The organism is Streptomyces rectiverticillatus (genome assembly GCF_013394065.1).
GTDB classification, from domain to species: Bacteria; Actinomycetota; Actinomycetes; order Streptomycetales; family Streptomycetaceae; genus Streptomyces; species Streptomyces rectiverticillatus.
This window is the reverse complement of sequence record NZ_CP040752.1, coordinates 5,178,334-5,196,572: the sequence shown is the minus strand read 5'-3', so window position 1 is coordinate 5,196,572 and position 18,239 is coordinate 5,178,334. Positions and strand designations below refer to the sequence as shown.

At 71.3% G+C, this 18,239-nt stretch carries 19 protein-coding genes and 1 riboswitch; of the genes, 7 read left to right on the top strand and 12 right to left on the bottom strand.

Going from position 1 to position 18,239, the window contains the following annotated elements; genetic code table 11:
• Positions 1–67 precede the first annotated feature (67 nt).
• The 8 genes from FGW37_RS22850 to FGW37_RS22815 all read right to left on the bottom strand — a co-directional run bounded on the left by FGW37_RS22850 (position 68) and on the right by FGW37_RS22815 (position 9,010).
• Positions 68–727, bottom strand: a complete 660-nt coding sequence (locus FGW37_RS22850; RefSeq protein WP_179082761.1) for a trimeric intracellular cation channel family protein — start codon at positions 725–727, stop codon at positions 68–70.
• Positions 728–814: 87 nt separating this feature from the next.
• The gene (locus FGW37_RS22845; protein WP_179082760.1) at positions 815–1,876 is read right to left on the bottom strand and encodes an ABC transporter ATP-binding protein; all 1,062 of its coding nucleotides are present in this window, start codon (positions 1,874–1,876) and stop codon (positions 815–817) included.
• A gap of 11 nt (positions 1,877–1,887) precedes the next feature.
• Positions 1,888–2,988 carry an ABC transporter ATP-binding protein gene (locus FGW37_RS22840; protein ID WP_179082759.1) on the bottom strand — a complete coding sequence of 367 codons (1,101 nt, stop codon included), beginning with the start codon at positions 2,986–2,988 and terminating at the stop codon, positions 1,888–1,890.
• Positions 2,985–3,983 carry an ABC transporter permease gene (locus tag FGW37_RS22835; RefSeq protein WP_179082758.1) on the bottom strand — a complete coding sequence of 333 codons (999 nt, stop codon included), beginning with the start codon at positions 3,981–3,983 and terminating at the stop codon, positions 2,985–2,987. The genes FGW37_RS22840 and FGW37_RS22835 overlap by 4 nt, the downstream gene beginning before the upstream one ends.
• Before the next feature lie 128 nt (positions 3,984–4,111).
• Positions 4,112–5,884: an ABC transporter substrate-binding protein gene (locus tag FGW37_RS22830; RefSeq protein WP_179082757.1), complete on the bottom strand. Its 1,773-nt coding sequence runs from the start codon at positions 5,882–5,884 to the stop codon at positions 4,112–4,114.
• 133 nt (positions 5,885–6,017) lie between these two features.
• Positions 6,018–7,016 (bottom strand): ABC transporter permease, encoded by a 999-nt coding sequence (locus FGW37_RS22825; protein ID WP_179082756.1) that lies wholly within the window; start codon positions 7,014–7,016, stop codon positions 6,018–6,020.
• Positions 7,017–7,296: 280 nt separating this feature from the next.
• Positions 7,297–8,064 (bottom strand): enhanced serine sensitivity protein SseB C-terminal domain-containing protein, encoded by a 768-nt coding sequence (locus tag FGW37_RS22820; RefSeq protein WP_179084861.1) that lies wholly within the window; start codon positions 8,062–8,064, stop codon positions 7,297–7,299.
• Positions 8,065–8,212: 148 nt separating this feature from the next.
• Positions 8,213–9,010: an enhanced serine sensitivity protein SseB gene (locus tag FGW37_RS22815; RefSeq protein WP_179082755.1), complete on the bottom strand. Its 798-nt coding sequence runs from the start codon at positions 9,008–9,010 to the stop codon at positions 8,213–8,215.
• A gap of 289 nt (positions 9,011–9,299) precedes the next feature.
• On the opposite strand from FGW37_RS22815, the gene FGW37_RS22810 reads away from it, so the two are divergent.
• Positions 9,300–9,848, top strand: coding sequence for a hypothetical protein (locus FGW37_RS22810; protein WP_179082754.1), 549 nt, complete (start codon positions 9,300–9,302; stop codon positions 9,846–9,848).
• A gap of 68 nt (positions 9,849–9,916) precedes the next feature.
• On the opposite strand, the gene FGW37_RS22805 is transcribed toward FGW37_RS22810, so the two are convergent.
• Complete coding sequence (locus tag FGW37_RS22805) at positions 9,917–10,612, bottom strand: AAA family ATPase (protein WP_179082753.1); 696 nt, start codon at positions 10,610–10,612, stop codon at positions 9,917–9,919.
• Between the two features lie 165 nt (positions 10,613–10,777).
• Positions 10,778–10,885: riboswitch (glycine riboswitch) on the top strand.
• A gap of 149 nt (positions 10,886–11,034) precedes the next feature.
• Here FGW37_RS22805 and gcvT point away from each other — a divergent pair.
• The 4 genes from gcvT to FGW37_RS22785 all read left to right on the top strand — a co-directional run bounded on the left by gcvT (position 11,035) and on the right by FGW37_RS22785 (position 15,477).
• Positions 11,035–12,150: a glycine cleavage system aminomethyltransferase GcvT gene (gcvT, locus tag FGW37_RS22800; RefSeq protein WP_179082752.1), complete on the top strand. Its 1,116-nt coding sequence runs from the start codon at positions 11,035–11,037 to the stop codon at positions 12,148–12,150.
• 100 nt (positions 12,151–12,250) lie between these two features.
• Entirely contained in the window at positions 12,251–12,631 is a 381-nt protein-coding gene (gene gcvH / locus FGW37_RS22795) for a glycine cleavage system protein GcvH (RefSeq protein WP_179082751.1), read from the top strand.
• Positions 12,632–12,677: 46 nt separating this feature from the next.
• Positions 12,678–13,940 carry a serine hydroxymethyltransferase gene (gene glyA / locus FGW37_RS22790; RefSeq protein WP_179082750.1) on the top strand — a complete coding sequence of 421 codons (1,263 nt, stop codon included), beginning with the start codon at positions 12,678–12,680 and terminating at the stop codon, positions 13,938–13,940.
• A gap of 154 nt (positions 13,941–14,094) precedes the next feature.
• Positions 14,095–15,477, top strand: a complete 1,383-nt coding sequence (locus FGW37_RS22785) for an L-serine ammonia-lyase (RefSeq protein WP_179082749.1) — start codon at positions 14,095–14,097, stop codon at positions 15,475–15,477.
• A gap of 81 nt (positions 15,478–15,558) precedes the next feature.
• Here the strand turns inward: FGW37_RS22785 and FGW37_RS22780 are convergent, their stop codons facing one another.
• Positions 15,559–16,416, bottom strand: coding sequence for an SCO4651 family lipoprotein (locus FGW37_RS22780; protein WP_179082748.1), 858 nt, complete (start codon positions 16,414–16,416; stop codon positions 15,559–15,561).
• Between the two features lie 173 nt (positions 16,417–16,589).
• Between FGW37_RS22780 and FGW37_RS22775 the strand changes: the two genes are divergently transcribed.
• Positions 16,590–17,147 (top strand): RICIN domain-containing protein, encoded by a 558-nt coding sequence (locus FGW37_RS22775; RefSeq protein WP_179082747.1) that lies wholly within the window; start codon positions 16,590–16,592, stop codon positions 17,145–17,147.
• On the opposite strand, the gene cutA is transcribed toward FGW37_RS22775, so the two are convergent.
• Positions 17,134–17,469 carry a divalent-cation tolerance protein CutA gene (cutA, locus tag FGW37_RS22770; protein ID WP_179082746.1) on the bottom strand — a complete coding sequence of 112 codons (336 nt, stop codon included), beginning with the start codon at positions 17,467–17,469 and terminating at the stop codon, positions 17,134–17,136. The genes FGW37_RS22775 and cutA overlap by 14 nt on opposite strands.
• 78 nt (positions 17,470–17,547) lie before the next feature.
• Between cutA and FGW37_RS22765 the strand changes: the two genes are divergently transcribed.
• On the top strand, positions 17,548–17,859 hold the full coding sequence (locus tag FGW37_RS22765; RefSeq protein WP_179082745.1) for a hypothetical protein: 312 nt from the start codon (positions 17,548–17,550) through the stop codon (positions 17,857–17,859).
• A gap of 61 nt (positions 17,860–17,920) precedes the next feature.
• Here FGW37_RS22765 and FGW37_RS22760 read toward each other — a convergent pair whose 3' ends face one another.
• Entirely contained in the window at positions 17,921–18,136 is a 216-nt protein-coding gene (locus FGW37_RS22760; RefSeq protein WP_179082744.1) for an EF-hand domain-containing protein, read from the bottom strand.
• Positions 18,137–18,239 lie beyond the last annotated feature (103 nt).

The following is an 18,239-nucleotide window of genomic DNA, read 5'->3' as shown; positions in this document are numbered from 1 at the left end:
GGTAGGGGTTGGGTGAAGGCTCAACGACCACCGCGAGAAGGACCCTCCTCGGCGCCCCCGGGGCCCCTCACACCTCTTCCGAAGCGGCGCTCCGGCGGTGCCACGCGCGCGGCGCCCGCCAGTGGAAGTGCATCGCGAGCAGCCGCAGGACGAACGCGGTCACCACCGGCAGCGCGTACGTCGATCCGTCGAGCGCCTCGAAGCGGATCAGCAGCGCGGCCAGCGCGGCCCCCACCATCGCCGGCACCGCGTACAGGTCGCGGTCCCAGCGCAGCAGCGACGGCACCTCGTGCGCGAGTATGTCGCGCAGCACGCCGCCGCCGACCGCCGTGGCCAGCCCGAGCGTGGCGGCGAAGACCAGACCCAGCCCGTGCCCGTACGCCTTGACCGTGCCCGTGACGCAGAACAGCCCGAGCCCCGCGGCGTCGAAGACCCCCACCGCCTTGGTGATCCGCTCGACCTCCGGGTGCAGGAAGAACACGATCACCGTGGCGATCAGCGGCGTGAGGAAGTAGCCGAGGTCGGTGAAGGCCGCGGGCGGCACGGCACCGATGATCACGTCCCGGATCAGCCCGCCGCCCAGCGCCGTGACCTCCGCCAGGACCGCCATGCCGAAGACGTCGAAGTTCTTCCGGACGGCGAGCAGGGCACCGGAGATCGCGAAGACGAAGATCCCGGCGATGTCCAGGGAGTGCTGGACGGAGGGGCTGAACAGGTCGGTGAGCACCAGACATTCTTACTCGTCCCGGACGCTGCTCCGGACGCGCTGACGGACGCCCTTGCGGACGCTCACCCCGCCGGGGCCGGCGGACGCTCACCCCGCCGGGGCCGCCCCCGCCGCTCCCGCCGCCGTCCCCGCCGCCCCCGGCGCGTTCTCCGGGTGGTGGCAGGCCACCTGGTGCCCCGGCTCCAGCGCCACCAGCGGCGGCTCCTGCGTCTTGCAGACCTCCGTCGCCTTCCAGCACCGGGTGTGGAAGCGGCACCCGGACGGCGGCGAGATCGGCGAGGGCACGTCGCCCTGGAGCAGGATCCTCTCGCGCTTGGTGCGCCGCTTGGGGTCGGGCACGGGCACGGCGGACAGCAGCGCCTTGGTGTACGGGTGCATCGGCTTGGTGTAGAGCGACGTGCGGTCGGTGAGCTCCACGAGCTTGCCGAGGTACATCACGGCGATGCGGTCCGAGACGTGGCGGATGACCGACAGGTCGTGCGCGATGATCACGTACGTCAGGCCGAGCTCCTCCTGGAGGTCGTCGAGCAGGTTGACGACCTGGGCCTGGATCGAGACGTCCAGCGCGGAGACCGGCTCGTCCGCGACGACGAGCTTCGGCTTGAGCGCGAGGGCGCGCGCGATGCCGATGCGCTGCCGCTGGCCGCCGGAGAACTCGTGCGGGTAGCGGTTGTAGTGCTCCGGGCTGAGCCCCACCAGCTCCAGCAGCCGCTGCACCTCCTTCTTCACCCCGCCCTCGGGGGCGATGCCCTGCAGCTTGAAGGGCGCGCCGACGATGGTGCCGACGGTGTGCCGGGGGTTCAGCGAGGAGTACGGGTCCTGGAAGATCATCTGGATGTCGCGGCGCAGCGGGCGCATCCCCGCCACGCTCAGGTGGCTGATGTCCTTGCCCCGGAACGCGACCCGGCCGCCCGTCGGCTCCAGCAGGCGGGTGATCAGCCGCCCCATGGTGGACTTGCCGCAGCCGGACTCCCCCACCACGCCCAGGGTCTCCCCCGTGCGGACGTCGAAGGTGAGGCCGTCCACGGCCTGCACCGCGCCGACCTGGCGGCGCAGCAGCCCCTTGGTGATCGGGAAGTGCTTGACCAGGCCCTCGACCGTGAGGAGGGCCTCGGGTCCGTCGTTCGCCTGCTGCGCGGGAATGGTCATCTTGTGGTCCTTCACAGCTTCGGCGCGATCTCTTCGGTCCAGATGCGGGTCCGTTCCTCCGGGGCCAGGTGACAGGCGGACCAGTGCCCGCCGCTCCCCGGGGCGGCGGCGGCGCCGGACACCGGGCGCAGCTCGGGCCGCTCCGTGCGGGTGACCCCGCCGGCGGGCAGGTCTGCGTACGGGCAGCGCGGGTTGAAGGCGCAGCCGGACGGCACGTTGATCAGGCTGGGCGGGGAGCCCTTGACCGGGATCAGCCGGTCGGTCTGCTCGCGGTCGATGCGGGGCATGGAGCCGAGCAGGCCCCAGGTGTAGGGGTGCTGGGGCTCGTAGAAGACCTTCTCGGCGGGCCCGCGCTCCACGCAGCGGCCGCCGTACATCACGAGGATGTCGTCGGCCAGCTCGGCGACGACGCCGAGGTCGTGGGTGATGACGATGACGGCCGAGCCGAACTCCTTCTGCAGGTCGCGGATGAGGTCGAGGATCTGCGCCTGCACGGTCACGTCCAGGGCGGTGGTCGGCTCGTCCGCGATGAGGAGCTCGGGGTTGTTGACGAGCGCCATGGCGATCATGGCGCGCTGGCGCATGCCGCCGGAGAACTGGTGGGGGTAGTCGTCCACCCTGCGGTCCGGCTGCGGGATGCCGACCCGGTCCAGGAGCTCGACGGCACGCTTGCGGGCGGCCTTCTTGTCCGCGCCGTTGTTGTGCACCAGATACGCCTCGGTGATCTGGTGGCCGATCGTGAAGTACGGGTGCATGGCCGACAGCGGGTCCTGGAAGATCATCGCCATCTCGCGGCCGCGCAGCCGCCGCACCTCGTCGGGGTCGGCGGTCATCAGCTCCTTGCCGTCGAGCCAGATCTCGCCGGAGATGCGGGCCTTGCCGCGGCCGTACTGGCCGACGGTGTGCAGGCCCATGATGCCGAGCGAGGTGACGGACTTGCCCGACCCGGACTCCCCGACGATGCCGAGCGTCCTGCCCTTCTCCAGCTGGAAGGAGAGCCCGTCGACGGACTTGACCAGCCCGTCGTCGGTGGGGAAGTGGATGCGCAGGTCGCGCACGTCGAGGAAGGCGGCGGGGGTCTGCCCCGGATGCGGGGCGGGGCCGGTGGTCACGAGAGCCTCACTCGGGGGTCGATCACGGCGTACAGGAGGTCCACGACCAGGTTGGCGAAGACGACGGCGGAGGCGGTGATCAGCGTGACGCCGAGGATCATCGGCAGGTCGCGCTCGTTGATCGCCGCGACCGCGGCCTGGCCCAGGCCGGGCAGGCTGAAGGCCGTCTCGGTGAGGATGGCGCCGCCGACCAGCGCCCCGAGGTCCATGCCGAGCACGGTGAGGATCGGGGTCATGGTGGAGCGCATCGCGTGCTTGCCGATGACGACGGGTTCGGCGAGGCCCTTGGCGCGGGCCGTGCGGATGTAGTCCTCGCCGAGGACCTCCAGCATGGTGGCCCGGGTCAGCCGGGCGTACATGGCCGCGTAGAGGAAGGCGAGGGTCACCCAGGGCAGGATCAGGCCGCCGAACCAGCCGCCGGGGTCGTCCGCGAACGAGGTGTACTCGCCCCCGACCCAGCCGAGCTTGTACTTGAAGACCGCGAGCGAGAGCAGGGCCGTGAAGTAGATCGGCAGGGAGACCCCGCTCAGGGCCACGGTCATGGCGGTGCGGTCCCAGACGGTGCCGCGCTTGAGGGCGGAGACGACGCCGGTCAGGACGCCGCCGGTGACCCACAGCACGCAGGCGCCCCCGGCGAGCGAGAGGGTGACGGGCAGCCGGCTGGTCAGCTCGGGCCAGATGGGGCTCTCGTGGCGGAACGAGTAGCCGAAGCAGGGCGCCGGGCAGTGGGTGGAGTCGCCCTGGCTGACGTAGTCCCGCCCGGCGAAGAGCCCGGTGACGAAGTTCCAGAACTGTTCGAGGATCGGCTTCCCGAGCCCCAGCTTCTGCCGGATGCCCTCGATGGCCGCCGGGTCCGCCTGCTTGCCGACGTACATCAGCGCGGGGTCGGATCCGGTGAACTTCGGGATCGCGAAGAAGATGCCGAAGGTCACCAGGATGACCACGAGCAGCATCACGATGACGGCGAAGAGCCGCCTGACGATATAAGCGAACACTGCGGTCGGCCCGGCGGCGGCCCGGAGGCGCCCCCCTGGGGAAGAGGGGGGCGTCCCCGGTCGTCGCGCTCGGCCCTCACCTGCCCTTCGTGCCTAGCGGCGGGTGCGCCGGCGGAGCGGACGGACTGTCACTTGACGACGCCCAGCGAGGCGTAGTCGTAGCGGCCGTTGTAGGCGTCGGCCGTGTAGACGTTGGTCAGCCGGGAGCTGCGCCAGATGATGTTCTTCTCGTAGGTGAAGGGCAGGTACCAGGCGCCTTCCATGACCTTCTTGTTGGCCTCCTGGTAGACCTTCCCGGCCTTCTCGGGGTCGGTCTCGGCGATGCCGTCGTCCAGCAGCTTGTTGACCGCCGGGTCGTCGAGCTCGGGGTAGTTCTGGTTGCCGCTCTGCTGGATGAAGCGGCCGTCCACGATCGGCTGCAGGAAGCCCTGGCCGCTGGGGAAGTCCGAGCCCCAGCCCATGATGATGATGCCGTAGCCCTTGGCCTTGACGTTCTTGGGCGAACCGATGATGCCGGTGCTCTGCGCGCCGTCGTACTTGTCGATCTGCGCCTCGATGCCGATGGCCTTCAAGGACGCCTGCAGCGACTCCGCGGAGGCGACCTCCTGCATCTTGTTGTTGCGCACCGCGATGGTCGTCTTGAAGCCGTCCGGCTTGCCGCAGGCCTTCAGCTCCTCCTTGGCCTTGGCCACGTCGGGCTTGCCCTGCTTCATGTTGTACGGGTCGTAGCCGGGGTCGTGGCCCTTGACGGCCGGCGGCAGCATGCTGATGCCGATGTCGCCGCCCGCCTGGGGGCCGCCGCGCGCGGTCTGCAGCGAGGTGTGGTCGGCGCCGTAGAGGACGGCCTTGCGGCAGTGCTCGTTGTCGAACGGGGCGACGGTCTTGGGGAACGCCGCGTAGCGGATGAAGCCGGTCTGCGGGTTGTCGACGTTGCCCTTGCGCTCCTTGAGGGCCTTCTGCCGGCCCGCCGAGCCCATGCCGGTGGCGTTGATGTCGAGGTCGTAGTCGCCCTTGATCAGCCGGTTGTCCATGTCGTCGGCGTTGGTGATCAGGGTGACGGAGATCTTGTCCGGCAGGGCCTTGCGGACCGGGTCGGAGTCCTTGTTCCACTTGTCGTTGCGGACCAGCTCCAGCCCCTTGTTCGGGCTGTACGAGACGAACTTGTAGGGCCCGCTGGAGAAGGGCTTCTGCCCGTAGCGCTCCGCGGTGTCCTTGTCGGGGCGGACCGGGGCCGCGGCGGGCAGCGCGAGCATCTGCAGGAAGTCGCCGTTGGGCTTGGGCAGCTTGAAGACGATCGTCTTCTCGTCCGGCGTCTCGATCGCCTTCAGGCCCAGCTTGTCCTTGCTCTCGTCCTTGTACGGGCCCTTGTAGGTCTTCTCCGGGTCCAGGACCTGCATCAGCCAGGTGGGCCCGCCGGAGATCTTGTCGGTGGCCCAGGTGCGCTCGATGCCGTACTTGATGTGCTGAGCGGTGACCGGCTGGCCGTCCTCCCAGGTCAGGCCCGGCCTGAGGGTGAAGGTGTAGGTCTTCTTGTCGCCTGAGACCTTGCCGGTGTCGGTGGCCATGTCCGGCACGACCTCGGAGCTCTCGGCGCCGGGCGCGGGCTTGGAGGTGACCAGGGTCCGCGTGTAGTAGCGGGCGAAGTCCCACATGAATCCGTAGTAACCGCGCTGCGGGTCCCAGGAGTCGGCGTCCTGCGTGCCGATGAACTTGAGCTCGCCGCCCTTCTTGTCCGAGGCCGCGGCGAGCTTGCCGACGCCGGCGTTGAAGCCCGCGCCCTTGCCGTCCCCGCTGTCGCTCTTGCTCCCGCCGCCGCCACAGGCGGCGGTGGTGACCAGGGCCGCGACCACGAGGGCCGCCCCGGCGGCCGGCCTCCGCCTCGAAGTTCTCTGTGTTCTCAAGGTGTCGCGACCTCCGTGATCGTCGCCGTCCGGGGAAGCGGGCGGCGGGTTTGCGGACAGAGCCTCCTGACGGGCCGACAGGGGCGGTGGGACACGTGCGAGCCGGCGGAGCGGAGCCGCCGGGGGCGGGGCGCTAGCGCGAAGCCTTGGGATCCAGCGCGTCCCGTACGCCGTCGCCGAAGAGGTTGAAGGCGAGGACGGTGACGAAGATGGCGAGGCCCGGGATGATCATGAAGATCGGGTCCGCCTCGTAGTGGTCGACGGCTCTGGCGAGCATCTCGCCCCACGATGCCGTGGGGGGCTTGACTCCGGTACCGAGGAAGCTGAGGGCGGCCTCGGTGAGGACGTTGGTGGGGATCATCAGCGTGGTGTACACGGTGATCGGCGCCACCAGGTTGGGCAGCAGCTCGCGGAAGAGGATGTAGCCGCGGCCCGCGCCGAGGCTGCGCGCCGCCTCGACGTACTCCCGTTCCCGCAGCGAGAGGGTCTGGCCGCGCACGATCCGCCCGATGTAAGGCCAGCCGAAGAAGCCGATCACCGCGATCAGCACGCCCATGCGCACGCCCGAACCGGTCAGCCCCCAGAGGGAGTCGGGGACCACCGACACCAGCGCGATGATGAACAGCAGCTGCGGGAAGGCCAGCAGCAGGTCCATCACCCGGCTGATCACCGCGTCGACCCAGCCGCCGAAGAAGCCGGCGACGATACCGAACACCGTGCCGATGACCACCGCGACGACGGCCGAGAGGAAGGCCACGAGCAGCGAGACCCGGGCCCCGTAGACGATGCGGCTGAAGACGTCGCGCCCGTTCGTCGGTTCGACGCCCAGCAGGAAGTCCGAACTGATGCCGCCCCAGTCCCCCTTGGGCGTGCTGAACAGCGGGTCGATCTGGTCCTCGTGGAACTCGTTGGGCGGATGGCCCAGCAGGCTCACGATCACCGGCGCGAGGATCGCCACCAGGATGAGCAGCAGGACGACGACACCGCCGGCCAGCGCGAACTTGTCCCGCTTGAGCCGGATCCAGGCGATCCGCCAGGGGGAACGGCCCTCGATCGCCTTGGCCGGGACGCCGGCGGCGACGTCGACGGCTGCGGTCTCCGCCGCGCCCGTGTCGTGCAGTGGTGCCGTCATCGTCTGGTGGACCCCTCTCGGCCGGTGCCGACCGGCCCAACGCCCGCCGCGCATGCGGCTGGTTCACATCACTGGTGCGAAAGGTGCGATGGTGCGGGAAGTTCACGCGGAGCAGGCCGTACACAGGACGTACGCGGGACCGTACGCAGGACCGGGAGTCCTTGTGGCGGGAGTCTTCAACGCCCCCGCGATCACCCGCCAGACCCGGTCGTCAAAGGATGCGCAACCGTGATGTGTGGAGAGGAGTTCCGTTATACGGACAACAGCGGCCCGTCGGCGGTCAGTAGACGCCGGCCTGAGGGGGCTGCGGAGGGTATCCGTAGCCCGACGGCGCGGCCTGCGAGCCGCCCGCCGCAGCGCCCCCGTAGGCGTCGCGGTCGTAGAACGGGCGGGCGTTGGCCCGCATCCACATGGCGACCGGGTCGTGCTCGTCCGACATCGCCACCGTGGAGACCGGCAGCCCCTCCGGGACCGCGCCGATCGACTGCTGCATCATCAGCCGCACGGACTCCACGGACCCCTGCGAGCTGTCGTAGAGGTCCAGGCCGATGGCCAGGTACGCGGTGCCGAGCGCGGGCTGCACCCAGGCGCGGCGCAGCGAGCGCACCGCGGGGGTGCGGTGGGCGTTCTGCCCGAGAAGGGCGTAGAACTGCGGGATCTCCACGCCGGGCTCGCTCACCCGCAGCGGGCCGGCCGGCAGCCGGTCCAGGCCGCCGGCGATGCGGCGCAGGTCGAGCCAGGGGATGCCCACGCCGCCGCCGGGCGCGTGCGGATTGAGCCACAGGCCCCAGCGGCCGGGGTAGAGGGCCTCGGCCACCTCCCGGCCGGAGATCACCTCGTGGGCCCGGTTCCAGCCGCTGGCGGCGAGCTCCTGCGCGGAGGTCACACACGGTGCGTAGCCGAGCCCGTCGACCTCCATGTTGCCGTACTGGGCGTCGGGCGAGCCCGCCCGGCCGTGCCAGAGCAGCATCCAGACCCGGCCCTCGGCCAGCGAACGCAGCAGCTCCTCGTACGCGTCGTACCGGCCGGGCGCCACCTGGCGCAGCATCTGCTCCACGCCGCTCTCCGCGCCCGCGCTCACCTGGGTCCGCCTCTTCTCTCGGCCTTGACTGCTGCGACTGCGACCCGGGAGCGCCGTCGCGCGCCCGTGGTCGTCCGACCAGCTTACGAGCCCGCCGGGGCGGACAGGGGAGGAGTCACAGGTCGCGGTCGTAGAACGGACGGATCCGGTCCCGCATCCAGTCGCCGACCGGGTCCCGCGCCACGTCCAGGAAGACCAGTTGGACGGGCCAGGGGACGGGCACGGAGCCGAGGGCCCGGCCGACGGCGGACAGCGCCGCGGAGCGGCTGCCGGGGTCCGGCAGGTCGAGCTCGACGCCGATGAACAGCGCGGGATCGGCCCCCTCGACGCTCGCGAGGGCGCGCCGCGCCGTCCGGACGACCCCGGCGGCGGCGAACTCCGGCCCGGCGGCCGCCAGGAAGGCCGTGGGCTCGTCCTGCCAGTCGGGCTCGAAGAGGCGGACGCGGCCGCCGGTGGCGTCGCCGTCCAGGGCGGTGCGGCCGGCCCGGCACAGCTCGGCGACGGCGGGCGGCGGCAGCGGCGCGCCCACGGAGCCCTCGGGGTTGATGACGATGCCGACCTGCGGGGGCAGGCCGCGGGCGAACTCGACGGCCGGGGCGACGGCGTACGGCATCCGCTCGCCGGCGACCCTCCGGAACTCGCCCTCGGAGCTGAAGACGGGCACGAAGGCCTGGCCGCCGAGCTCCAGCGCGGGCAGGTCGAGGCCGGCGCTGTCCGGACCGCCGCCGGACGGAAGCGGAACCCATACGTGGCTGCGGCCGAGCGCCTCCATGATGCGGGGGCCCGCGCCGGGCACGCCCACGGAGGCGGCGAGCACTTCTTCGAGTTCATTGGCGGGCGGGGCGGGCGGGGCGGCCGCGGGCGCGCCGCCGCCGGGGGCCGGACTCCAGCCGTACTGCCCGGGGATGCTCATCTCGTCCAACTCGTCCGATACCGCCCAACCACTCTCGACGTAGCCGCACATGCACCCTAACGGCTGTACCCCCGCCGGCTCCTGCCGGCTGCCGAAATCGCCGGTGACGTCCCAGGTCAGGGCGGGCCGCAGGGGCCTTCGTCCCCTCCCGTCACGGCACCGGCCGTAGCGACCGGGTTGCACAGGGACACCGCAGGTCACACGGTGATCGGGCAGCTGCCCTGCAGCGCCACCGGTTCCGCCGGCCCCGCCGGCCCGCCGGGTCCTCGCACCGAAGGGAACCTCCAGCATGCGTGTCAACAAGTTCGCCGCCTCGGCGATAGCCGTCGCCGCCTGCGGCTCCGTGGCCGTCGGCGTCGCGGGCCCCTCCCTGGCCGCCGTGAACGCACCGGACCCCGACATGTCCGTCGTGCTCCCGGCCACCGAGCCGAAGTCCGCGGCCGCCGTCCACCAGCAGCTCGACGCGGTGGGACAGCTGGGGGAGGCACTCACGCTGGTCTCCCGGATCGGCAAGGAGGCGCAGTCCAGGACGCCGGACACCGACGCGCTCAAGGAGATGCAGCAGCGGCTGCGGTCGTCGGCCGACCGGCTCACGGACTCCCTGCGGCAGTCCCCGGCCGCCTCGGGGCGCCCGGCTGCGGCCCCGCCGGACGACGTCCACGATCTACTGAAGAAGCTGCAGAAGGCGATCGGGCAGCTGATCGACGCGGCGACGAGGAAGGACTCGGCAGGCGTCCAGTCGGCGATCACGGAGGCCCTCGCCGTCGTGAAGGACCTCCTGGCGAAACTCCCGCTGGCGGGAGACGGCTCGACGCTGCCGGCACCGCTGCCGCTGTAGGCGGCGCACACACTCGCTGCCGCACATCGGCCCCGAGGAGCCGGGCGCACCTACTCGAAGGTGCTCCTCTACTCGAAAGTGATCCTCCGCAGGGCGTCCGCCGCCCCGCGGTCCAGCAGGATCACCGAGGCCACCCCCGCCGGCAGTCTCCCGGCGCCCTGCGCGGCCGGCGGGCCCGAGGCCGTAGCGAGCAGCCGGGCCATCGCCCTGCGGTGCCGGCGGAAGGCGTACGGCGAGACGCCGCGGCCCCGCGCCGCCTGCCCGGCCAGCGCAGTGCTCGGCGGCACGTCGAGGAGGAGCAGGTGGGCCGCGCCGCCCCGGCGCCGTGCGTCACGCGCGACCCAGCGGCGGACCCAGCCGCGCTGCCCGCAGTCGTGCACGACGGCGCTCGCGGTGGAGCGCAGGGCGCGCCGCAGCGCCGCGTAGTGCGCGAGCCGGGCGAAGGGCCGGTAGGCGGCGTACGGCAGCCAGCGGGGTGCGTGCCGCTCCAGGCGCTCCCGGGCGTCCTGGGAGTCGATGCACCAGACGATGCCGTCCTGCGCGTCCAGCACGGACACGGCCCGCCGGATGAGCGTGGACTTCCCGCTCCCGGGCAGCCCGGAGACGATCAGCACGTCCCCCGCGGGGAAGCGGAGCTCCCCCCGGCCCGCCCCGGAGCGCAGGTCGGACACCCCCGCCCGGGGCCGCGCCGCGCCGCTCTCCCCCGCGGGCGCGCCGTGCACCCTTGCGGGCCCGGCCTTCCCTGCCGTCGGTGCTGTTGCCATCCGTTCCGCCCCTCCCCCGGCCCCGGTCACTGCCCGTCACTGCCCCCTACCCACAGAACGTAAAGGAAAGGTAATCGAATTCGGGGGCCGCCGGGCAGTCCGTAACGCGCCCGTACGTGCAATGATGTGCGCGCCAACTGCGTATCCAACTGCATACCGGCCGCTCGAATCCGCGCGGGAGAGTCCCAGGCTGCACGCTACGCCGTGTGCGCTGGGCGCCGAAGGAGCAAGTTCCTCCCTTGAATCTCTCAGGCCCCGTACCGCGCGGACGAGGCAGATCTGAAAAGCGGGCCGCATCGTGCGCGGCTCCACCCAAGGTGCAAGCCGGGCCCCCGCGTGTCGCGGTGGCTTCCGGTGAACCTCTCAGGTTCCGATGACAGATGGGGAGGACGTCCTCACTGCCATGTCCGGGAGCCCACACCATGACCGACAGCCCTCGCCGCACAGCCCTCGACGCCCTGCACCGCGAGCTCGGCGCGACCATGACCGACTTCGCGGGCTGGGACATGCCGCTGCGCTACGGCAGCGAGCGCGACGAGCACGTCGCGGTCCGCACCCGCGCCGGTCTGTTCGACCTCTCGCACATGGGTGAGATCACCGTGACCGGCCCGCAGGCCGCCGCCCTGCTGGACTTCGCCCTCGTGGGCAACATAGGGAGCGTCGCCGTCGGCCGCGCCCGCTACACGATGATCTGCCGGGAGGACGGCGGCATCCTGGACGACCTGATCGTCTACCGCCTCGCCGGCACCGAGTACATGGTCGTCGCCAACGCCTCCAACGCGCAGACGGTGCTGGACGCGCTGACCGAGCGCGCCGCCGGCTTCGACGCGGCCGTCCGCGACGACCGCGACGCCTACGCCCTCCTCGCCGTCCAGGGACCGGCCTCGCCCGCCATCCTGAAGTCCCTGACGGACGCCGACCTGGACGGCCTGAAGTACTACGCGGGCCTGCCGGGCACCGTCGCGGGCGTCCCGGCCCTGATCGCCCGCACCGGCTACACCGGCGAGGACGGCTTCGAGCTGTTCGTCGCGCCGGGCGACGCCGTCAAGCTGTGGCAGGCCCTCACCGAGGCGGGCGCGGACGCCGGCCTCGTGCCGTGCGGGCTCTCCTGCCGCGACACGCTGCGCCTGGAGGCGGGCATGCCGCTGTACGGGCACGAGCTGACGACCGCGACCACCCCCTTCGACGCGGGCCTGGGCAGGGTCGTGAAGTTCGAGAAGGAGGGCGACTTCGTGGGCCGCGCCGCGCTGGAGGCGGCCGCGGAGCGCGCCGAGGCGCAGCCGCCGCGCAAGCTGGTCGGCCTGATCGCCGAGGGCCGCCGCGTGCCGCGCGCCGGCTTCGCGGTGGTGGCCGGCGGCGAGGTCGTCGGCGAGGTCACCTCCGGCGCCCCCTCCCCCACGCTCGGCAAGCCGATCGCCATCGCCTACGTGGACGCGGCGCACGCCGCTCCCGGCACGCAGGGCGTGGGCGTGGACATCCGCGGCAGCCACGAGCCGTACGAGGTCGTGGCCCTGCCCTTCTACAAGCGGCAGCGTTGATCTTCCCCGTGGCTCGCCCGGGGGCTCCCCTGCCCTCTCTCATCTCCCTCTGTCAAGACCCGTTGCACAAGCACTCACGCGCATCCAGGAGAATCTAGCCATGAGCAACCCCCAGCAGCTGCGCTACAGCAAGGAGCACGAGTGGCTGTCGGCCGTCGACGCGGACGGCGTGGCCACGGTCGGCATCACCGAGTTCGCCGCGAATTCGCTCGGTGACGTCGTCTTCGCCCAGCTCCCGGCCGTCGGTGACACCGTCACCGCGGGCGAGACCTGCGGCGAGCTGGAGTCGACCAAGTCGGTCAGCGACCTGTACTCCCCGGTGACCGGCGAGGTCACCGAGGCCAACCAGGACGTCGTGGACGACCCCGCGCTGGTGAACTCCGCCCCCTTCACGGGCGGCTGGCTGTTCAAGGTGAAGATCACGGACGAGCCGGCGGACCTCCTGTCCGCCGCCGAGTACGACGGCTTCACCGCAGGCTGACCCCTCCCCTCGCCCTCCCCTCGCCCAGGAAGTCCAGGAAGAACTCATGTCTCTGCTGAACAGCTCCCTCCATGAGCTCGACCCCGACGTCGCCGCCGCTGTCGACGCCGAACTCCACCGCCAGCAGTCCACCCTCGAGATGATCGCCTCGGAGAACTTCGCTCCGGTCGCGGTCATGGAGGCCCAGGGCTCGGTCCTCACCAACAAGTACGCCGAGGGCTACCCCGGCCGCCGTTACTACGGTGGCTGCGAGCACGTCGATGTCGTCGAGCAGATCGCCATCGACCGGATCAAGGCGCTCTTCGGTGCCGAGCACGCGAACGTCCAGCCGCACTCCGGTGCGCAGGCCAACGCCGCCGCGATGTTCGCGCTGCTCAAGCCGGGCGACACCATCCTGGGTCTGAACCTCGCCCACGGCGGGCACCTGACCCACGGCATGAAGATCAACTTCTCCGGCAAGCTCTACAACGTGGTCGCCTACCACGTCGACGAGCAGACCAACCTGGTCGACATGGAGGAGGTCGAGCGCCTCGCCAAGGAGCACCGCCCGAAGCTGATCGTCGCCGGCTGGTCCGCGTACCCGCGCCAGCTGGACTTCGCCGCCTTCCGCCGGATCGCGGACGAGGTCGGCGCGTACCTGATGGTCGACATGGCCCACTTCGCGGGCCTCGTCGCCGCCGGGCTGCACCCCTCGCCGGTGCCGCACGCGCACGTCGTGACGACCACCACGCACAAGACCCTCGGCGGTCCCCGCGGCGGTGTGATCCTCTGCACTGCCGAGCTGGCCAAGAAGATCAACTCTGCTGTCTTCCCCGGTCAGCAGGGTGGCCCGCTGGAGCACGTGATCGCCGCGAAGGCCGTCTCCTTCAAGGTCGCGGCCAGCGAGGAGTTCAAGGAGCGCCAGCAGCGTACGCTGGAGGGCGCGAAGATCCTGGCCGAGCGCCTGGTGCAGCCGGACGTCGCCGAGGCGGGCGTGTCCGTCCTCTCCGGCGGTACGGACGTGCACCTGGTGCTGGTGGACCTGCGCAACTCCGAGCTGGACGGCCAGCAGGCCGAGGACCGCCTCCACGAGGTCGGGATCACGGTCAACCGGAACGCCATCCCGAACGACCCGCGGCCGCCGATGGTCACCTCGGGTCTGCGGATCGGCACCCCGGCGCTGGCCACCCGCGGCTTCCAGGCGGAGGACTTCCGTGAGGTCGCCGACATCATCGCCGAGGCGCTGAAGCCGGTCTACGACGCGGAGGCCCTGCGCGGCCGCGTCACGGCCCTGGCGGACAAGCACCCGCTGTACCCCGGCCTGAAGTAACACATCGGCATCCGATTTACGCGTCGGTACGGGGCACCGGGCACACTGAAGAGTGAGCGCCCGGTGCCCCGCACCACGCGCGCCCCCGTACCACCGTGGGCACCCCCGTTCAGCACGACCCGTACCACCTCCAAGCAGACAGGGAGCAGCCACCGTGGCCATCTCCGTTTTCGATCTCTTCTCGATCGGCATAGGCCCGTCCAGCTCCCACACGGTGGGCCCCATGCGGGCCGCGCTGATGTTCACGCGACGGCTGAAGAACGAGGGCCTGCTGGCCCACACCACCTCCGTCCGGGCCGAGCTCTTCGGCTCGCTCGGCGCCACCGGCCACGGCCACGGCACCCCCAAGGCCGTCCTGCTCGGCCTGGAGGGCTACTCCCCGCGCACCGTCGACGTCGAGCTCGCGGACGCCGAGGTCGAGCGCATCCGCGAGTCGAAGCGGCTGCGGCTGCTCGGCGCGGAGATCGGCAGCACCCACGAGATCGACTTCGACGCGTCGACGCAGCTGATCCTGCACCGCCGCCGCTCCCTGCCGTACCACGCCAACGGCATGACCCTCTTCGCCTACGACGAGGCCGGCGCCCCCCTGCTGGAGAAGACCTACTACTCCGTCGGCGGCGGTTTCGTCGTGGACGAGGACGCGGTCGGCGAGGACCGCATCAAGCTGGACGACACCGTCCTGAAGTACCCCTTCCGCACCGGCGACGAGCTGCTGCGGATGTCCCGCGAGTCGGGCCTGTCGATCTCCGCGATGATGATGGAGAACGAGAAGGCCTGGCGCACCGAGCAGGAGATCCGCGAGGGCCTGCTGGAGATCTGGGGCGTGATGCAGGCGTGCGTCGCGCGCGGCATGTCCCGCGAGGGCATCCTGCCGGGCGGCCTGAAGGTCCGCCGCCGCGCCGCGAACACCGCCCGCCAGCTGCGCGCCGAGGGCGACCCGCAGGCCCGCGCCATGGAGTGGATCACGATCTACGCCATGGCCGTCAACGAGGAGAACGCCGCGGGCGGCCGCGTCGTGACCGCGCCGACCAACGGCGCCGCCGGCATCATCCCGGCCGTCCTGCACTACTACATGAACTTCGTGCCCGGCGCGGACGAGGACGGCATCGTCCGCTTCCTGCTCGCCGCGGGCGCCATCGGCCTGCTGTTCAAGGAGAACGCCTCGATCTCCGGCGCCGAGGTCGGCTGCCAGGGCGAGGTCGGCTCCGCCTGCTCCATGGCCTCCGGCGGCCTCGCCGAGGTGCTGGGCGGCTCCGCCGAGCAGGTGGAGAACGCCGCCGAGATCGGCATGGAGCACAACCTCGGCCTGACCTGCGACCCGGTCGGCGGCCTCGTCCAGATCCCGTGCATCGAGCGCAACGGCATGGCCGCCGCCAAGGCGGTCACCGCGGCCCGCATGGCCCTGCGCGGCGACGGCCGGCACCACGTCTCCCTCGACAAGGTCATCAAGACCATGAAGGAGACGGGCGCGGACATGAGCGTGAAGTACAAGGAGACGGCGCGCGGCGGCCTCGCCGTGAACATCATCGAGTGCTGACGCACCGCTGAGCGCACCGCTCCACGAAAGGCGCCCCCGCCCGGCTGATGCCGGGCGGGGGCGCACCTCGTGTGCGGGAAGCTACTTCTGCTGCTTCTTCATCTCGGTCTCCAGGACCTCCTTCTCGGTCGCCGTCTCGGCGGCCGGAGGGGGCTTGATACCGAGGTCCGCGCCCCAGTCGAAGTACTCGTCGGTCCGGCGGAACTCGCCCTTCGAGCCCTTGCCCGACTCTTCGGTCTTCGCGACCACGCCGTCGCCGTCCACCCAGACGACGAGGTCGACCTGCTGCACGCCGTCGTTCTTGTAGCCGTTCACGACGAAGCTGCGGTCCTTGTCCGTGATCGCGTCGCCCTTGTAGGCGGCGAGTTCGGACACCACGACCGTGCCCTGGAAGCGGGCCGCGCGGCGGCCGCCGACCGTCTCGACGCCCGTGTTCTTCACGTTCTTGGACGTGGCGAGGGCCGACGTCATCCGGACGAAGAGCTCCGACGACGGGTCCTTGCTCTTGTCGGCGCCCTCGACGCTGAACGTCCACCACTTCTTGCCGGGGACCTTCTCCCCGTTGAAGTACATCTTGTCGTTCACGGTGATGACGTGGTTGAGGCCGTCCGGGGTCTCGGCCGTCTTCGGGCCCACGTCCTTCATCACGGACGCGTGGGGCTTCGCCTGGAAGGCGCCCTCGGTGACGTACTCGCCGTCCGTGTCCTTGCGCTTGCCCTTGGTGCGGTAGGTGTTCTCCCGCGCCCCCTTGGCCGCTGCCGCCTTGAGCGTGCCGGCCGGCTCCGCCGCCTTGAGCGCCTTGTCGGCGCCGCTGTCGCTCTTTCCGCTGCCGGAGCCCGCGGGCTCGTCCTTGCCGCCGCTGCCGCCGCCGCACGCCGCCAGGCTCAGAGCGAGAGCGACCCCCGTGGCGGCCACGACGCTCTTACGTATCGCCTTCAAGTGCCTTACTGTCCTTTGTCCGTACTTCATGAAGTTTCGGTGAGGATATCCCGTCTGATCACGGACTACGAGTGGAAATGACCATGACCGGAAACAGCGTGTCAGCGCGCCGGGGCCGTCAGTAATGTCGGCGCCCTCGTTCCCTTCCACCCCTTGATCGAGGAGCCCTCGCCATGCGCCATTTCCTCCGCGCCACCGCAGCGATCCTCGGCGCCGTCGCCGCCCTCGGCGTGACGGCTCCCCTGGCCGGCGCCGACGCCGGGACCACGCCTGATGCGCCCGCCGGCCCCGTGCGCATCCACAACGGCGTGCACGGCGGCTGCCTGACCGCCGAAGGATCGGGCTACCGCGACCCGCGCGGCACGCTGCGCCCCTGGCTGGTGGCGCTGCAGCCGTGCCGGGAGTCCGGGCGGGCCGCCCAGACCTGGGTCTACAGCTCCGCCACGCACCAGTTCTCGTCGCAGGCGCAGCCCTATCGCTGCATCGGCAGACAGGGCTCGCTGCTCGTGACCGTGCCGTGCGATGCGGACGCGGCGGGGCAGCGCTTCCGTACCGAGCCGGCCGGCTCGGGCGGGCGGCAGAAGGTCGTCGCGGAGGCGGACGGCCGTATCTGGGAGCAGGCCACGCACCGCACCGGCTCGTCGCGCGACGCGACGGGCGAGGGGGTGCGGACGGTCCGCGACACGGGCTCGGCGGGCGCCGAGCGGAGCTGGATCCTCAGCCGCGGCTGACGCGCGTCTGCGTACCGAGCCAGGCGAGGTACGCGTCGCTGCCCGCGGTGACGGGGGTGGCGACGATCTCCGGGGTCTCGTAGGTGTGCGCGCCCTTGATGTGGGCCTCCAGCTCGCCGTAGCGGTCCGCGGCGGTCTTGTAGAGGACGCGCCACTCGGTGTCGCTGTGCACCTCGTCCTGCCACCGGTAGACGCTGGTGACGGGGCCGTCGATCTGGGCGCAGGCGGCGAGGCGCGCCTCGACGGCGGTGGCGGCGAGGTGCCTGGCGCGCTCCTCGCTGTCGGTCGTCGTCATCACGGCGATGTACTGAGCCTCCGGCATGGCGCGACCGTACCGCAGGGGCCGTGCGCGGCGGGCGGCGGGACGGGGTTGTCAGTGGCGACCGTTACGCTCACGGACATGAGTTACGCAGACCTGCGCGAACTCCAGAGCGCGCTCACCACCGCCTCGGACATCGCCTTCTCCCTCGACGCCGCCGCACCCGCGCCCCATGAGGCCGAGGCGCTGGTGGACGCCCTGCGCAGGGCGCTGACCGCGGCGGGCGCCCTGGGCGGCGGCCTTGCCGCCACGGGCTGCTCCGAGCACCCGAAGGGCCCCGTGGACCCGCTGTACGGGGACAAGACCGATCCCCTGCCGCAGGGCTGGGGCCGGTGCCTGCTGTGCAACGACCGGCGGCGCCGGGCCGGGGCGCAGCGGCGCGGCTGGCGCTGACCCGGGCCGCGACGGCGCGGCCCGGGCCGGCCTTCCGCGAGGGTCGGCCGTTCCGTGCGGGTCAGCCCTTGTCGACGGAGTTCCAGAACTCCTCGAAGGACAGCAGGCGGTCGCCGTTGCCGTCCTTGGAGTCGATGATCGACTGGGCGACGGTCTCGGTGACGAAGTGGTCGCCGAGCTGCGCCATGGCCTTCTTGTACTCGGCGGCCGTGATGAAGCCGTCCCCGTCGATGTCGAACTTGGCGAACGTCTCGCGTGCGCTCTCCATGTCAGCCATGTGAGCCTCCCCTTGGTGTGCTGGTATGACCGGCACAGATTAGCCGCCCTTTCGATCAGGTTGATCACGGCCAGAGCTCACTCTATGTAATTCCGCATAAAAA

Bases quoted from the DNA above. Each gene is read 5' to 3' on its own strand.
- FGW37_RS22845 (WP_179082760.1), bottom strand. From the start codon at position 1,876: ATGACCATTCCCGCGCAGCAGGCGAACGACGGACCCGAGGCCCTCCTC.
- FGW37_RS22805 (WP_179082753.1), bottom strand. From the start codon at position 10,612: ATGGCAACAGCACCGACGGCAGGGAAGGCCGGGCCCGCAAGGGTGCAC.
- FGW37_RS22765 (WP_179082745.1), top strand. From the start codon at position 17,548: ATGAGTTACGCAGACCTGCGCGAACTCCAGAGCGCGCTCACCACCGCC.
- FGW37_RS22775 (WP_179082747.1), top strand. From the start codon at position 16,590: ATGCGCCATTTCCTCCGCGCCACCGCAGCGATCCTCGGCGCCGTCGCC.
- FGW37_RS22825 (WP_179082756.1), bottom strand. From the start codon at position 7,016: ATGACGGCACCACTGCACGACACGGGCGCGGCGGAGACCGCAGCCGTC.
- FGW37_RS22810 (WP_179082754.1), top strand. From the start codon at position 9,300: ATGCGTGTCAACAAGTTCGCCGCCTCGGCGATAGCCGTCGCCGCCTGC.
- FGW37_RS22820 (WP_179084861.1), bottom strand. From the start codon at position 8,064: ATGCTGCGCCAGGTGGCGCCCGGCCGGTACGACGCGTACGAGGAGCTG.
- gcvT (WP_179082752.1), top strand. From the start codon at position 11,035: ATGACCGACAGCCCTCGCCGCACAGCCCTCGACGCCCTGCACCGCGAG.
- glyA (WP_179082750.1), top strand. From the start codon at position 12,678: ATGTCTCTGCTGAACAGCTCCCTCCATGAGCTCGACCCCGACGTCGCC.
- FGW37_RS22815 (WP_179082755.1), bottom strand. From the start codon at position 9,010: ATGAGCATCCCCGGGCAGTACGGCTGGAGTCCGGCCCCCGGCGGCGGC.
- gcvH (WP_179082751.1), top strand. From the start codon at position 12,251: ATGAGCAACCCCCAGCAGCTGCGCTACAGCAAGGAGCACGAGTGGCTG.
- FGW37_RS22760 (WP_179082744.1), bottom strand. From the start codon at position 18,136: ATGGCTGACATGGAGAGCGCACGCGAGACGTTCGCCAAGTTCGACATC.
- cutA (WP_179082746.1), bottom strand. From the start codon at position 17,469: ATGCCGGAGGCTCAGTACATCGCCGTGATGACGACGACCGACAGCGAG.